The following is a 17375-nucleotide window of genomic DNA, read 5'->3' on the forward strand; positions in this document are numbered from 1 at the left end:
TATTTTTTATTGTTTAATTCTTAAAATATTAATTCTCAATTTCTAATTCTTAATCTTCAAATTTTCAATTTCTGAACGGTTTGTACTCTTTGCCGCCTCCTTCATATCCGGAGTTCTTGAAGAACTCAACGAACGTCAGACGCATCGGGTGAACCATTGCACCCAGCACATTCATAAAGATATTGATGGCATGACCGATAACGAAAATCAGTACCATAACAATCGGGCCTGCTATTACATTATCCGGACTCATACCTACTGCCAGACTGTTGAATACTCCCGCCAAAATACCTCCGGAAAGTCCGAGGGCAAACAGACGAACGTAAGACAATACATCGCCAAGCAAACCGGTGACCATATTATATGAATCCCATAATCCCAGTCCGATATTCAGGAAAACATTCTTTCCCGGACTGTTATAAAGGAAGATCATAGCAGCCGAAACACCCAGAATAACCAAATGTACCGTACTTCCCATCGGCATTACCTCCGGCAACAAAGCCGAAACTGCCATGGAAACCAGCAGGATGATCCATCCGATAGTTGCCACTGCATATTTGAAACCAAACTGAATGGTCTGATTCACCGCCTTCAACACCATACCGAATAGTATCTGAATAGCTCCCAATATCAACGATAATTGGAACATATCATTGTTATCCATCAAGACGGCATGTTTCAGACGTTGAACAATCGGCCAGTTCAAATCGTAGATATTCGCTCCGAAGAACGTACCTGTCAGCAAACCGCAGAAGAATGTTGAAGCAGCCAATACCTGTATCAATGAAATGATCGACTTCATCGACGGAGTCACTTTCTTCGCCATCAACCGATAGGCCGTAGCTCCCAGGAACAGGAACACCCCATATCCGGAATCTCCCAGACAAAGTCCGAAAAAGACCATAAAGAACGGGGCAAAGAACGGAGTCAAGTCCAATTCATTATACTTCGGAAGCATATACAACTTACAGATCGGTTCGAACCAGGCAAAGAATCCCTTATTATTCAATCGAATAGGAACATTATCGCCCGGCATCGGATCGGTAATCTCATAATATACATGTGCGTCATTCAGGTAAGCCTCTATTTCCACTTGACTGAATGCAGGTGCCCATCCTTCAATTAACATCAGTTTGTCACCGGCAGTCTGTTCGGAACTTAACACCACCTTAGAGAACTCAATCTGGCTTTGCAGCTCTTTCAGAGCAGCCTTCAAGGAAGGAATTTCCGTTTCGGAAAGCGTAACCAGCTTCTTTTCATTCTCTTCAACGGCCTGTTCGGTCGTATTGTAAAGCGTTTCAAGGTGTGCCAAAGAGTATGCAGGTAATTTCGCCTGTTCTACATCCAAATCCACTTCCTGCCCGCCTTTCGTCAGAGTCACGAAGAATACTTTAGAAGAGATGCGGTTCACAATCATTGCATTGTATTCCGTTTCCCACTCTTCCTTGTAATTTCCTTCCGAACAGCTATAAAAACCGATTACATAACCGGCATTTTTCAGCTTCTGAACATTGTCCGGTTCAAAGTTGCCCCAGGCTTCCAGCGCTTCTTTCTCTTTGGCATAGCTTTGCAACTGCTGCGACAGCTTTCCATGCTCTGTTTGCAGGGCATCCACTTCATCCAGCACTTGCATACCACGGGCAGCCGTTCCGCCTTCCGTAGCAATTACGGCATTCTTTTCATGCTTCTGATTCTGAAGCAACTTCAAGGTAGCCGCCAAGCGATTGGAAAGACGAATATTCTCCTGCAACTCCGTGTTATCGGCAGCCCCCTGTTGTTTCTCCACAATATGGACTACCCCAAGTTCACGCAGACTGTTCAGGAATTCTTCATACTCTTTGTGATAAACCAGGAATGTGAGTTTCTTCATTTTTGTAATCATGCCTCTACCTCCTTCCTTTTTTCTTGATGGGACTTCATGATCTTTTGCGAAGATTTCGACAAGTTTTCTTCATCTTCCATGAATCGTTTGATCTTTCGCAATGCATCCTGATAGCCCGGTATCTGCACCTTCTCAAAAAGGTTCACCTTTTGAGTGGTCTTTTTCCTTGCATGTTCTAACAAGTTCAGCTTGGCGAGCATAAATTCACGTTCAATTGCCGTATGAGCCAGCTCTTCCAATAGATGGATACCGTCGGCATACCATTTGGGAGCATTAAACATACTGTACGGACGTATCTCGAATTCTACATTTTCGAGCAACGGTACGCGCACACCCGCAATCTTTTTCACGCCAAGATGAACATCATTCACCTTTATTAATGAAGCGTCAAACTCATTCCAAAGGGCGAACATGGCTTCATAGGCTTGAATTTGTTGTTCGAGCCTATCCTCCAGATCGGCAGCTTCCGTTTTACAGCGTTTCACTTCCATGCGGAGGGCGCTTTCCTTATTCTTAATAATAGGAAGCGTACGCACCCGCACTTTCAGTTGCTTTTCGAGCTGCTGAAGAGAGGTTTTGTTATATTGAAACTTTATAGCCATCTCGTTGATTTACTAATTTAACAATTTACGATCAGACGATTGAAATTACTTCTTATAAACATATATAATCCGTCCACTATCATCCTAATAGCAAATCGTCTAATTGTCTAATTATTTTATTTCTGCCAGTATTGATCCACCAAGTCTTTCTTGATATTCACTTCTTCCGGACGGAAATATTTACCGAACAAGCCCCAGGCAACGTCCAGCATTTCAGTAGTATCAAGATTGACATCAATAGCCAACAACTGATTGGAATAGTCCTTCGCAAAAGCCAACGTACGTTCGTCGTAGTTGGTCAGGTCAAAACCATTTTCCATCTTCGTCTTAGCGTTAGCGGCATCGGCATACAGACGTACAGCGGCATTCATCACTTGCGGATGGTCCTTACGTGTCTTCTTACCGGTTACCAGCTGTTTCAAACGAGACAATGAACGGAACGGGTCAACAATTACCTTACCGATATCACTATCACGACGCAGGAACAACTGACCTTCAGTGATGTAACCCGTATTATCAGGTACAGCGTGCGTAATATCTCCACCGGACAAAGTAGTCACCGCAATAATAGTGATTGAACCACCGGAAGGGAACTGCACCGCCTTTTCGTAAATCTTTGCCAAATCCGAGTAAAGCGATCCCGGCATAGAGTCTTTCGAAGGAATCTGGTCCATACGGTTAGATACGATTGCCAACGCATCCGCATAGCTCGTCATATCCGTCAATAGTACCAGCACTTTCTCATTATTATTTACTGCAAAATACTCTGCAGCAGTCAATGCCATGTCCGGAATCAACAAACGTTCTACCGGAGGATTTTCGGTCGTATTCATGAAACTCACGATACGGTCCAGCGCACCTGCATTAGAGAACACATTCTTAAAGTACAGGTAGTCGTCATTCGTCATACCCATACCTCCGAGGATAATCTTATCCGTTTCAGCACGTAAGGCTACATTTGCCATTACCTGATTAAAAGGCTGGTCGGGGTCGGCAAAGAACGGAATCTTCTGACCCGATACCAGTGTATTGTTCAAGTCGATACCGGCAATACCCGTTGCAATCAGTTCCGACGGCTGTTTACGTCGAACCGGGTTCACAGACGGACCGCCAATTTCCACTTCCTGTCCTTCAATGTCCGGACCTCCATCAATCGGATCACCGAAAGCGTTGAAGAAACGTCCGGCCAGCTGCTCACTCACTTTCAATGTAGGCGATTTGCCGAGGAATACTACTTCGGCATTGGTCGGAATACCCTCCGTACCTTCAAATACCTGCAAAGTGACATCGTCACCGGCAATCTTAACCACCTGTGCCAGTTTACCGTTCACAGTGGCAAGCTCGTCATACCCTACTCCTGTCGCTTTCAGCGAACAAGTAGCCTTGGTAATCTGAGTAATCTTGGTATATATCTTTTGAAAAGCTTTTGTTGCCATCTTTGATAATTAAAATTATAAATTAAAGATTATGAATTGACACTTCTTTCGGCAATCAATTCCTTCAGTTGTTTCTGGAATCCTTCATACTGTTCCGATTTAAACTTCGAGTAGTTCATCTGCTTACAGACATTAATCATCTTCTTGAAGTAATCCATTACTTCGTTGAAGTTATCAAAGTCAAATTCCGTATGACAGATGTCGATTATCATGTTCAGAATATCTTCCTGACGTTCCATCGGAGTTACCGCATCAATTTCATCAAAAGCATCCTGTTGCAGAATAACAAAGTCAATCAATTCTGATTTCCAGAAAATCACATGATATTCTACCGGTACACCATCATCACCGAGGATATTGATCTGTTCGGCAATTTCCTTACCGCGCTGTAAACGGGTTTTCAGTTCGTTTACCTTTCCAATCCATTCATCGTTGATATGACCTTTGATATACTCCTCAAATTCCGGGTATTCGATATATTTTGAATAAGAATCAATCGGATTCACTGCCGGATAACGTTTCTTATCCGCACGATCCTGCTCCAAAGCATAAAAACAACGAGCTACTTTCTTCGTATTTTCAGTCACCGGCTCCTTCAAGTTACCACCCGCAGGAGATACCGTACCAATAAACGTAATAGAACCCGTTTCGTCATTACTTAGTTTTACATATCCCGCACGACCGTAGAAGTTGGAGATAATAGCCGAAATATCCATCGGGAAAGCATCCGGCCCAGGCAATTCTTCCATACGGTTGGACATCTCACGCAAAGCCTGTGCCCAACGGGAAGTAGAATCCGCCATCAACAAGACTTTCAATCCCATGGAACGGTAATATTCCGCCAGTGTCATTGCTGTATATACAGATGCTTCACGGGCAGCTACCGGCATGTTGGAAGTATTCGCAATGATGATAGTACGTTCCATCAACTTACGTCCCGTATGCGGGTCTACCAGTTCGGGGAACTCGGTAAAGATTTCCACCACCTCATTAGCACGTTCACCACAAGCCGCAATGATAACGATATCCGCTTCCGCCTGTTTAGAGATAGCGTGCTGAAGCACTGTTTTACCAGTACCGAACGGACCGGGGATAAATCCCGTACCACCTTCCACAATCGGATTCAGCGTATCAATCACACGTACACCAGTCTCCAACAATTTGAAAGGACGCGGTTTCTCCTTATAATTCGTCATCGCACGTTTCACGGGCCATCTCTGAATCATAGTCACAGGAATATCATTTCCTTCTTCGTCTGTCAGGATAGCAATTGTATCTTCTATCTTATAATCACCTTCCGGCATGATTGTTTTTACGGTAGCCGTTCCTTTCATAGTGAACGGAGCCATAATTTTCAACGGCTGGAAGTTTTCATCCACCTGTCCCAACCATGCAGAAGCCTGCACTTTGTCGCCTACATTCGCCAAGGGTACAAAGTGCCATACACGTTCTTTATCCAACGGATATGTATATTGTCCTCTTTTCAGGAAAACTCCATCCATCTTGTCGAGGTCATTTTGCAGACCATCATAGTTTTTCGATAGCATACCCGGGCCTAATGTCACCTCAAGCATGTGTCCTGTAAATTCGGCTTCGGCGCCCACTTTCAGTCCACGTGTGCTTTCAAACACCTGGACATATACATGTGAACCTACAACCTTAATCACCTCCGCCATCAACTTATCGCCACCGGTCGAGATATAACAAATCTCATTCTGAGCTACCGGTCCATCAACGACGAGGGTCACCATGTTGGCAATAACGCCACTAACAGTTCCTTTTGTTGCCATATATTTTTTTTATTTTATTATCTGAATTCTGCAGGAATCTGCACTTCGTTCTTCAGCGATTCGATAATGCTTCTGAACAACTGATTACCTCTTTCCTTATCCAGTGAAATCCACCGTTCAATCATTTCCAGCTTCAGCAGGAAAGCGAAAATACGTTCGATAGTGAAATAGTCGAAGAAAATAGCATCCTCCATCCAATTCCACCGCAAAGCATCCAACTTCTTCTCACGCTCCACCAGTTCTGTAATCTCACTGATTTTCACTAACGATTCAAACACATCCACCTCACCAGACAATCCGAAATCGCGGGCACTCGATGTACGCAATGCTTCGCATACTTCCGTATTTCCCACAACGTTGGAAGCAATATCCCATTTAAATTTACGGCTAGTAAATGCAACAAGAATATTATTGATGTTCAGGTTGAATTCAAACCAGGCAGAAACGAACTTATTCCCACAGTTCATCGCATACTCATAATATAGAGCAGCCAGATGATCTTCGTGCAAAACCGTACTTTCAGCCGGAGTATTCAGATAATCAGTAATAAAAGTGGATAGATAGACCGGAAATTCTTTAGGACTGATTTCTCCGCCTTCTCTCAGAATAGAAATATATTCAGAGAGTTCTTCAGCAGAGTAGTTTCCCCGTTTGTCGATTTCCGCTTCTTTATCTTTGAGAAGTTTCAGCACATTTGCATTATCAAACTTCAGATAAAACAAGTCAATCAACTTCTGGTCTGAAGCAGACAATCCATCGTAGATTTCAGTTTTAAAATCGGCTACTGTATAGCTCAGTTTGCTGTCTTCCAACGAAAGTTCCGGCAAACCTGCTACCAAGTAATAGTACTTACTACTCATAGTCGCTTCTTTTAAAATAGCATTTCTACTAATTGAGGACGCAAGAACGCTTTGAAGTAATTCATGAATTCTTCTTCTCCGAAGTTCACCTTATACGAACCGTCCGCCGGAGAAACAGTGAACAGAGTTTTGATACCATTTACTTGCTGAATGGTCACCCCCTTGTCTAATAAAGCTTTTGCATGAGCTGCAAAATACTTTTTCAGTGATTCCGCATCGGCTGTTGAGATGACGATAGGCTCGTCTACACTCCATTTGGATGCCAATGCTACGATAAACGCATTCAGATAATCTTTATCCTGAGCGAAATCTTTCACGGAAGCGGTTATCAACTTGTCAGTTACCATTGTAGCCACCTCAGATTTGAGTGCATTCACAGCCTGACCGGCAAATAGTTTTAACTCTGATTTAGTATTCTCTGCCAACTCATCAGCAGATTTACGAGAGGAGTTTACAATTGATTCTGCCTCCTTGCGGGCATCCTCAATGATTTTCTTAGCTTCTTCCTGAGCATTCGCGATAAGTCTCTGCGCTTCCTCGTTTCCTTTTTCCACGCCTTCACGATAAATCTTATCGGTCAACTCTTGAATTTTGTTTTCCATATTAACAGGAGAATTTAGTATTATTACTATATTAACTTAACTGTGTGTCCTTTATCTGATTCTCGCCAAATTTACAAAAATCAATTTGATAAAAAAGAGAAAGAAGAAAAGAAAAAGAACCGTTTGCGAAAAAATCACAGTCCTACACCTATTTTGTTCCGATTTAGTCCTTTTCCTATTACTAAATGACACATTTACCGGATTTTTCAAGCCGGTAAACAAATATAAGAAATCCAAAAGACATTTGGAAACATGTAGATACTTAAAACGGCAAATGGGATATTAATACAAGATTAAATAACAAAAGCTATCGGTATTTCACCAAATTCATAAAAAACAGGAAAACAAGCTGGCGGAAGTTGAATATTAATAAAAACAGAAGTGATAAAACACAGAAAGCCCCTTGATTCATTTTGAATCAAGGGGCTTCTTAAAAACGGCGGCTACCTACTCTCCCACTGTTACGCAGTACCATCGGCGTGACGAGGCTTAACTTCTCTGTTCGGAATGGGAAGAGGTGGAACCCTCGTGCTATAACCACCTGAATAAGGTTATGACATGATGAAAAGTAAAATCCTAGTGTCTAGAAAGCTAAACGTATATACCCAACCGGTACATGTTCGAAAGAAAGTGAACGGGCAATTAGTAATGCTCGGCTTTGATGTTACCACCTTTACACCTGCATCCTATCAACGTCATCGTCTTTGACGACCCTAAGAAATCTAATCTTGTGGCTGGCTTCGTACTTAGATGCTTTCAGCACTTATCCAATCCCGACTTAGATACCCAGCAATGCACCTGGCGGCACAACTGGTAAACCAGCGGTCAGTCCAACACGGTCCTCTCGTACTAGTGTCAGAGCCACGCAAATTTCATACGCCCACGATAGATAGAGACCGAACTGTCTCACGACGTTCTGAACCCAGCTCGCGTGCCACTTTAATGGGCGAACAGCCCAACCCTTGGGACCTTCTCCAGCCCCAGGATGTGACGAGCCGACATCGAGGTGCCAAACCCCTCCGTCGATATGAGCTCTTGGGAGGGATCAGCCTGTTATCCCCGGAGTACCTTTTATCCTTTGAGCGATGTCCCTTCCATACGGAAACACCGGATCACTATGCTCTAGTTTCCTACCTGATCGACTTGTCTGTCTCCCAGTCAAGCGCCCTTATGCCATTACACTCTACGGACGGTTACCAATCGTCCTGAGGGCACCTTTAGAAGCCTCCGTTACACTTTTGGAGGCGACCACCCCAGTCAAACTACCCACCAAACAGTGTCCTCGTTTCTACGAGTTAGAACTCAAATAATCAAAGGGCCGTATTTCAACAGCGACTCCACAAATACTGGCGTACCTGCTTCAAAGTCTCCGGCCTATCCTACACATCAATTACCCAAATTCAATGTTAAGCTATAGTAAAGGTTCACGGGGTCTTTTCGTCCCATCGCGGGTAATCGGCATCTTCACCGATACTACAATTTCACTGAGCTCACGGTTGAGACAGTGTCCAGATCATTACACCATTCGTGCAGGTCGGAACTTACCCGACAAGGAATTTCGCTACCTTAGGACCGTTATAGTTACGGCCGCCGTTTACTGGGGCTTCAATTCAATGCTTCTCTTGCGATGACATCTCCTCTTAACCTTCCAGCACCGGGCAGGTGTCAGGCTGTATACGTAATCTTTCAATTTGGCACAGCCCTGTGTTTTTGTTAAACAGTTGCCTGGACCTATTCTCTGCGCCCAACTCTCGTTGGGACCCTTTATCCCGAAGTTACAGGGTCAATTTGCCTAGTTCCTTAACCGTGAATCACTCAAGCGCCTTAGTATATTCAACCCGACTACGTGTGTCCGTTTACGGTACGGGTACCTTAAAGATTAAGTTTAGCGGATTTTCTTGGGAGTATGTTTACACGCACTATTACCTTATTCCGAGGAATTTGGTATACTATCAGGTTCGACTCTTATCCTGGATTTGCCTGGGATAATCAACATCTACACCCTTCAACGGACTATTCCGTCAGTCCGCGGCGCTGTCACTCCTCCGTCTCCACGTCACTCTTTAAGGTAGTACAGGAATATTAACCTGTTCTGCCATCGGCCTCACCGTTCGGCTGAGCCTTAGGACCCGACTAACCCTGATCCGATTAGCGTTGATCAGGAAACCTTAGTCTTTCGGCGAGGGGGTTTCTCACCCCCTTTATCGTTACTTATACCTACATTTGCTTTTCCACACGCTCCAGCAAAGCTCACGCTTCACCTTCGACGCAGAGTGGAATGCTCCCCTACCGATCCTTACGGATCCCATAGCTTCGGTAAATTGCTTGATGCCCGATTATTATCCACGCCAAACTCCTCGACTAGTGAGCTGTTACGCACTCTTTAAATGAATGGCTGCTTCCAAGCCAACATCCTAGCTGTCTTAGCAATCTGACTTCGTTAGTTCAACTTAGCAATTATTTGGGGACCTTAGCTGATGGTCTGGATTCTTCTCCTTTAGGACATGGACCTTAGCACCCATGCCCTCACTCCTGGGATCGAACTACTGCGCATTCGGAGTTTATCAAGACTTGATAGGCGGTGAAGCCCTCGCATCTTATCAGTCGCTCTACCTCACAGTAGTAATTCCCAAGGCTGCACCTAAATGCATTTCGGGGAGTACGAGCTATCTCCAAGTTTGATTAGCCTTTCACCCCCACCCTCAGTTCATCCGGAAGCTTTTCAACGCTTATCGGTTCGGTCCTCCAGTTAGTGTTACCTAACCTTCAACCTGACCAAGGGTAGATCACTTGGTTTCGCGTCTACTCCTTCCGACTAATCGCCCTGTTCAGACTCGCTTTCGCTTCGGCTTCATGTCTTAAGACACTTAACCTTGCCGGAAAAAGTAACTCGTAGGTTCATTATGCAAAAGGCACGCCGTCACAACCGAAGTTGCTCCGACCGCTTGTAGGCGCACGGTTTCAGGGACTATTTCACTCTTCTATTCGAAGTGCTTTTCACCTTTCCTTCACAGTACTGGTTCGCTATCGGTCTCTCGGGAGTATTTAGCCTTACCGGATGGTCCCGGCAGATTCACGCAAGATTCCTCGTGTCCCGCGCTACTCAGGATACCACTACGCTTCGTTTAGCTTCGAATACCGGACTATCACCGTCTATGGTCCCATTTTCCAAAGGGTTCTTCTCACTAAAGTTCTTGCGATATCGTGGTCCTACAACCCCAATATTGCCGTAACAACATTGGTTTGGGCTAATCCCCGTTCGCTCGCCACTACTAGGGGAATCATTATTATTTTCTTTTCCTACAGGTACTAAGATGTTTCAGTTCCCTGTGTTAGCCTCTTGCTATGCAAGATGTCATTCCTTCAGAATGACGGGTTGTCCCATTCGGAAATCTTCGGATCAAAGGTTATTTGCACCTTCCCGAAGCTTATCGCAGCTTATCACGTCCTTCATCGCCTCCGAGAGCCAAGGCATCCGCCATGCGCCCTTGCTTACTTTCTTTCAAACGTTTTATTCTTATACTGGTATTGGTATGGGAATTGCTTCCTTCTATCAATATTGCGTACTCGAACACGTACGGTTTGATATATACTTTTAGCTCTTACTAAAATTTTACTTTTTGTACATCATGTCAAAGATCGTTTCTCTTTTCAGAGATGGTGGAGAATAACGGATTCGAACCGTTGACCCTCTGCGTGCAAGGCAGATGCTCTAGCCAGCTGAGCTAATCCCCCAAGAGGTTATCAAGAATTGCTGCATTCCGCTGACGCGTCATTCCTTCGTTCTTGAGCTTGGTAGTCCCAGGCAGAGTTGAACTGCCGACCTCTACATTATCAGTGTAGCGCTCTAACCAACTGAGCTATAGGACTAGTTCAACCTTGTCTACCTGTATGTTAGACTCGGCTTCTTTTTTCTCTTGTTTATCTCTATCTATACTTCTATAGATGGTTGATCTATATGTTATAAATAAACAAGTACCAGTAGTACAAAAAACAGAACCTTTAAAGTCTTTAAGTGGCTGTCACGTTTAGGTGACAGTTACGACATCGCTCCAGAAAGGAGGTGTTCCAGCCGCACCTTCCGGTACGGCTACCTTGTTACGACTTAGCCCCAATTACCAGTTTTACCCTAGGACGCTCCTTGCGGTTACGTACTTCAGGTACCCCCGGCTTTCATGGCTTGACGGGCGGTGTGTACAAGGCCCGGGAACGTATTCACCGCGCCATGGCTGATGCGCGATTACTAGCGAATCCAGCTTCACGAAGTCGGGTTGCAGACTTCGATCCGAACTGAGAGAGGTTTTTGGGATTAGCATCACGTCGCCGTGTAGCTGCCTTCTGTACCCCCCATTGTAACACGTGTGTAGCCCCGGACGTAAGGGCCGTGCTGATTTGACGTCATCCCCACCTTCCTCACATCTTACGACGGCAGTCTCTCTAGAGTCCTCAGCATAACCTGTTAGTAACTAAAGATAAGGGTTGCGCTCGTTATGGCACTTAAGCCGACACCTCACGGCACGAGCTGACGACAACCATGCAGCACCTTCACAAATGCCTTGCGGCTATATAGTTTCCTACATATTCATTTGCAATTTAAGCCCGGGTAAGGTTCCTCGCGTATCATCGAATTAAACCACATGTTCCTCCGCTTGTGCGGGCCCCCGTCAATTCCTTTGAGTTTCACCGTTGCCGGCGTACTCCCCAGGTGGAATACTTAATGCTTTCGCTTGGCCGCTTACTGTATATCGCAAACAGCGAGTATTCATCGTTTACTGTGTGGACTACCAGGGTATCTAATCCTGTTTGATACCCACACTTTCGAGCATCAGTGTCAGTAACAGTCTAGTGAGCTGCCTTCGCAATCGGAGTTCTTCGTGATATCTAAGCATTTCACCGCTACACCACGAATTCCGCCCACCTCTACTGTACTCAAGACTCCCAGTTTCAACTGCAATTTTACGGTTGAGCCGCAAACTTTCACAACTGACTTAACAATCCACCTACGCTCCCTTTAAACCCAATAAATCCGGATAACGCTCGGATCCTCCGTATTACCGCGGCTGCTGGCACGGAGTTAGCCGATCCTTATTCATATGGTACATACAAAATTCCACACGTGGAAAACTTTATTCCCATATAAAAGAAGTTTACGACCCATAGAGCCTTCATCCTTCACGCTACTTGGCTGGTTCAGGCCTGCGCCCATTGACCAATATTCCTCACTGCTGCCTCCCGTAGGAGTTTGGACCGTGTCTCAGTTCCAATGTGGGGGACCTTCCTCTCAGAACCCCTATCCATCGTAGTCTTGGTGGGCCGTTACCCCGCCAACAAACTAATGGAACGCATCCCCATCGATAACCGAAATTCTTTAATAAAAATATCATGCGATATTCGTATACTATCCGGTATTAATCTTTCTTTCGAAAGGCTATTCCGGAGTTATCGGTAGGTTGGATACGTGTTACTCACCCGTGCGCCGGTCGCCATCTCTTCTATTGCTAGAAAAATGCTGCCCCTCGACTTGCATGTGTTAAGCCTGTAGCTAGCGTTCATCCTGAGCCAGGATCAAACTCTTCATTGTAAAAGTATTTTTTATCATCGGTTAAGATGACTTTTTTGCTCTGTTCAGGACGCCGTAAATTTATTGACCTTATTCAAATACCTATTAGTCTTAACTGTATCGCTACTGAATAAGACAAGTATTGACGGTTCTATTTTTTTACTTGTACTACTTGTATTGTTTATCAATATTTCAAAGAACTTGTCGCTTTCGTTTTAAAAGCGGGTGCAAAGGTAAGGGCTTTATTTTTAACTACCAAACTTTTTCGGAAGTTTTTTTTCAGTTTTTCTTTTTACTCAATTTCTCTGGCTCTCTATGCGAAAGGGAAAGAATGTATGAAAGAATAACTCTTGCCAATTTTCTTTGCGAATCGGACTGCAAAGATAAGAACTTTATTTATTATAATCCAAACTTTTTCGGAAGTTTTTTGTTCTTTTCTTTAAGTATAATTCCACTTTTTCACTAAGTCAATTTTTCAAGGCTTTCTTCTCTTGGAAAGCGGGTGCAAAAGTACGCCCTTTTCGTATACACTCCAAATATATCAAACTATTTTTTCTAATTATTTTTGAATACATTTGCTAAAGTGCTGATGCATAACGATGTTGTAGAACATATTTTTTATGTATGGGGAAATTGTGTGCGGAAACGACGAGAGGGATACACATTATTATATCACACGCGGGCGCGTAAAGGCGAAAAAGGAAAAAGCAAGAAGATACCTGTAAGGGAAAAATCTGTTGTACGAAGGCTCACCAACTCAACCCATTTATTTAAACTTAGGTCAATACCTCCTTTTTTCAGATTACAGAGTGCAGAACGGAAATGTTCGAGAATAGTATACATTCTCGCTTAGTGATTAGTAAGGGCTCACCAATGTGAACAAATAAGCTATCAAATGTAGACAAACAAGCTCACTACTGTAAACAAGTCTATCTACTATAGTGAGCCCATAAGAAGCATTAAGAGTTTACAGAAAGATCATTAGGTATTAACCTATAATTGATGAAAGAATATAGAATAAGAGATGGTACTTCAAAAGCAGATACTAATGACACACTTTCGGCATTTATATGATAGAAAAAGGATCAAAATAGTGAGATATGAGATTAGTTGTTTACATCCAAACAGAAGTATATTTCACTATAAATCAACAAATTAAAAGTAAAACTAAAATAAAATAGGGTGAGGGTAAAAAGTTACCCTCACCCTACTACCACACGTTCCCTCACACCTTGCAACCACGATGAATAAAGGGATTGAACGAAGGTGTGAGGGTGTGAGGGTAAAAGTGATATAAAAATATAATCAGCTACAATTTTTCTTGGAGCAGACCGGGCTAAGGAACTACTATCGTTCCTTTCGCTGCCCTGAAATCAAGAGTTATTATAGTGTTGGCAGCCCATACATAATCTTTGTTCGGTTCATCCATGCCCTCTTTACGCAAATAGATTTCAAGAGTCTCCGGATTAACAGCATATTCGCGTTTCCAAGCACCAAATGAAGGATTAAGATTATCAAAAGCAGGAATATAAGGATGTATTCTGAAACGTCCTCCATTAGGTAAAGTAACAGAGAATGTTTTCCCATCGCTACTTTCCGTAAAAGGCAAGATCTTTTCGTTGTTTCCTCCGGCTGCCGTTCCATATCCATAGATTACAGGCTTTTGGATGGAGATGGTCTTCGAACCTAAATCAACGAAAATGATATAAGTACCACTCTGGGGGATAACCACCAGCCCTTCGTCAGAGATTTCGAAGCCCACATTATTAGTCAGTCCGGTAAACTCTCCATCACCAAATATCTTGGATGTAGAGAAACGAAGTTTAGTTCCGGCATTGAAATAATTAATATGTATCCATCGGTCGGCACTGTTCCAAACCTTATCTAATGAGATAACCCCATCCGAGCCCCAATTCATGTTTCCAAATTCATCGCCAACCATATAAATAGCCTTCGCTGTTGAGGGGACATCACTTGGAGAGGCAAAAGTCACAGCTATTTTACCTTTATCTTGAGAGAAATCAAGTTCTATTGGTATATTAGAAGCAACAGGAACCGGTTCCAGTGCAGCACCTACACCACGATAATAGATTTGTCCATTATAGATGTTGAATTCCATAGTGTTCCAGTCTCTATTGTTATAGTCGGAAGTTGCATACATCTGAAGATTGCCTTGTGTTGTAGTGACAGCAGAGAAATTCTGCCCGGAAAGATCGAACGATACTTCCTGTCCGTCAAAACACTCACCTATTCCATAAACGGCAGGTTTCTCAAAAGCTATAAGATTACGGTTCATATCTACATATACCAAATACAGGCCGCTTGTTTCTACCGTCGCTCTTCCGTTACTGCCTACAACATAATTGACATTTGTACCCAAAGAGGCAAAACTTTCTGCATCAGATTTTTCCGATGCCCATTTGATTCCCTGACCAGCATTGAAATACTTGATAGTCCAGAATGCACCATTGCCAAGCTGTCCCACAGGGGCCATCTCTACCACATTTGTCGAATTCCAGTTCCAGTTTCCAAATTCATCTCCAATCATGTATAGTTTCTCCGGATACCCCTCTGGTTCGGGTTCTATGATCTCATTGCCCGTCATCTTCGCAAAGAATTTGCCTGTCAAGACTTCATATTGAAGCGTTACTTTATACTCACCTTTGTTTTTAAGATTGAGCTGCACTTGCGACTGGTTGGTTAGTTCGGCATATTCTTCAGTTAAAACATTCATTTTTATACTTCCTCCCGTTCCGGTGTACATAGAAGAGAATGTATATTTCTCCGTATCTGTTTCCTTCACATCAAAAGATGTATTATCGGTATAATTAAACGAAAACTCTGCCGGTAATATCACTTCTAACTCGTCAGTGGACACCCAGGTAGCCACATGGTTAATATGGTCGTAAGACGGTTTTTGAAGAAAGAGTTCGTTTTCACCGTCTTCTGTCAGTTCGAATTTACTCGTCAAACGGAAATTGAATGGAACAATATTAACCTGTTTCAATATAGGATTCACAATTATCTGATACAATCCATCTTCCATTACTTTGAAACCGCCGGTTCCAAGAGCCAAAGAATAAGTTGACACCTCACTGTTGTCGTTTTGCAAAAGCGCTCCCTGCCCATAATAAACTGGTTGCCCATCCGGTCCGACTAAAGAGATATAAAAATCTCCGCCGGATGTCAGCCATGTGTTCAATGCGACCAAAGTGCCCTCTTTTATCACATTCATTTTACCATTGATTGCCTCTACCGAGAATTGGGACGCACTCCCCGTCAGATAGATACCTTCGGGAACATTGATTTCCCGTTCATAGTGTATCCCGTCGTCAGCACAACGACAGAAAATAAATGGCAACGAAAATACAAATAATAATTTTATTATAGTTTTCATCTTCATGATTACATTAAATTATAAATAACTATACTATTGGAATCTAATGGTATTTGACTAAAATTTCACATCAAACTGATGTTGCTTCTTGTCTTTTCCATTCGCTCCTACCACATCAATCACCATTTTTCCATCTTTTATCTTACAAAGCAGATAACTGTTATTATCATTGACAAGGATGGGAAAGTTGGCTTTATCGGGTTCTGATTCACGGAAATAATATTTATGAGTGTGTCCGGATAACATCAGATCAATTCCAGCCGTATTTAAAACGGGCAACAAGGTTTGCTGCAAATGATAGTTTCCATGCCAGTTGCCTATCGTCGGCGGGATGTGCAGGAATGCGATCCGAAGGGATGATTGCTTAAAATCGTTTTCTTCCACCACACTCCGCAACCATAGGGTTTCTTCTTCTCGGTAATTGTCATAGTCGGCAATACCGGCATACTCCAAATCCGAATCCGGCTTATCTTCACCGGAATCAAGAACAAGAAAACAAACCTTACCTATGTTGAAACGATAATAAAAAGTTCCGGTAGACGTAGGAAAATACTTTATCAACGCATCGGAATAAACTCCACGTGTTTCATGGTTTCCCCGATTGAAAACAATAGGCACTTCGGACGCAAACAATTCGACACAAGCATCAATATAATCTTTACATATCTGCTCCTGCCCTCTACCCATGACGACATATCTCCATTAAGCAAAACGAAATCAAGAGATTTGAAATCTACTTCCCGACACAGGGACTTCATATAGTCACTCCGTCCGTGAATATCATTTAATACCAGAAAGGAAATCTCTTTCTTCCGGTCGTCGAAAGTTCTGAATCTGAAAGGTTCTTGCTTGTATACATTTGAAGCAGCAATCAATCCATAAGTCACCCAGTCGCTCGAAGGCCAGGAGACAACTTCTCTCGAAAAGATCCGGTATCTGTATTCCCTGCCGGGTTCCAAATGTTTGATGCGTACACGGTGGATTGTATCATTGGCCCGCTTACGTCCGGACTCCGTATCGTAATGTCGCGGACGTTCCTTCCCATAGAAATGATCTTCACCGGCAGGTGCCACTTCCACCCACGAAAGGGCAGGTTTGTTTGTAGTCCATACCACTGTCACGCCGTCGGTACTCATATCACACAGGTAAGGACCGTGTGTGATCTTTATACTGTCACCGTCATGTGCGGAAAGCCGGGCGGCAAAGATGACAAAAAATACAATTATCCAATTTCTCATAGAACGGT

At 43.4% G+C, this 17375-nt stretch carries 7 protein-coding genes, 2 tRNA genes, 3 rRNA genes and 1 pseudogene; all 13 read right to left on the reverse strand.

The annotated features are described in order from the left end of the window. Positions 1 to 64: 64 nt before the first annotated feature. The 13 genes and pseudogenes from NQ505_RS22000 to NQ505_RS26285 all read right to left on the reverse strand — a co-directional run bounded on the left by NQ505_RS22000 (position 65) and on the right by NQ505_RS26285 (position 17367). The gene (locus NQ505_RS22000; RefSeq protein ID WP_008999647.1) at positions 65 to 1882 is read right to left on the reverse strand and encodes a V-type ATP synthase subunit I; all 1818 of its coding nucleotides are present in this window, start codon (positions 1880 to 1882) and stop codon (positions 65 to 67) included. Continuing rightward, on the reverse strand, positions 1879 to 2484 hold the full coding sequence (locus NQ505_RS22005; protein ID WP_004297640.1) for a V-type ATP synthase subunit D: 606 nt from the start codon (positions 2482 to 2484) through the stop codon (positions 1879 to 1881). Before NQ505_RS22005 ends, NQ505_RS22000 begins: the two co-directional genes overlap by 4 nt. 116 nt (positions 2485 to 2600) lie before the next feature. Then, positions 2601 to 3920 carry a V-type ATP synthase subunit B gene (locus NQ505_RS22010; RefSeq protein WP_008999646.1) on the reverse strand — a complete coding sequence of 440 codons (1320 nt, stop codon included), beginning with the start codon at positions 3918 to 3920 and terminating at the stop codon, positions 2601 to 2603. 29 nt (positions 3921 to 3949) lie between these two features. Then, positions 3950 to 5710, reverse strand: a complete 1761-nt coding sequence (locus tag NQ505_RS22015; protein ID WP_004303858.1) for a V-type ATP synthase subunit A — start codon at positions 5708 to 5710, stop codon at positions 3950 to 3952. A 17-nt stretch (positions 5711 to 5727) separates the two neighbouring features. Next, positions 5728 to 6570, reverse strand: a complete 843-nt coding sequence (locus NQ505_RS22020; RefSeq protein ID WP_008999645.1) for a DUF2764 domain-containing protein — start codon at positions 6568 to 6570, stop codon at positions 5728 to 5730. An 11-nt stretch (positions 6571 to 6581) separates the two neighbouring features. After that, the gene (locus NQ505_RS22025) at positions 6582 to 7172 is read right to left on the reverse strand and encodes a V-type ATP synthase subunit E family protein (protein WP_008999644.1); all 591 of its coding nucleotides are present in this window, start codon (positions 7170 to 7172) and stop codon (positions 6582 to 6584) included. Between the two features lie 434 nt (positions 7173 to 7606). Continuing rightward, positions 7607 to 7717, reverse strand: a 5S ribosomal RNA gene (gene rrf / locus NQ505_RS22030). A gap of 77 nt (positions 7718 to 7794) precedes the next feature. Next, positions 7795 to 10674: ribosomal RNA gene (locus NQ505_RS22035) — 23S ribosomal RNA — on the reverse strand. Positions 10675 to 10830: 156 nt separating this feature from the next. Beyond that, positions 10831 to 10907, reverse strand: a tRNA-Ala gene (locus tag NQ505_RS22040). A gap of 58 nt (positions 10908 to 10965) precedes the next feature. Then, positions 10966 to 11042 (reverse strand) — tRNA-Ile (locus NQ505_RS22045). A 186-nt stretch (positions 11043 to 11228) separates the two neighbouring features. Continuing rightward, positions 11229 to 12753: ribosomal RNA gene (locus NQ505_RS22050) — 16S ribosomal RNA — on the reverse strand. Together the 16S, 23S and 5S rRNA genes with 2 tRNA genes alongside form the textbook arrangement of a ribosomal RNA operon. 1315 nt (positions 12754 to 14068) lie before the next feature. Then, positions 14069 to 16129 (reverse strand): SusF/SusE family outer membrane protein, encoded by a 2061-nt coding sequence (locus NQ505_RS22055; protein WP_232293036.1) that lies wholly within the window; start codon positions 16127 to 16129, stop codon positions 14069 to 14071. A 57-nt stretch (positions 16130 to 16186) separates the two neighbouring features. Beyond that, a pseudogene (locus tag NQ505_RS26285) lies at positions 16187 to 17367 on the reverse strand (metallophosphoesterase). Positions 17368 to 17375: the final 8 nt, after the last annotated feature.

This window comes from Bacteroides sp. D2, assembly GCF_025147085.1.
GTDB lineage: Bacteria > Bacteroidota > Bacteroidia > Bacteroidales > Bacteroidaceae > Bacteroides.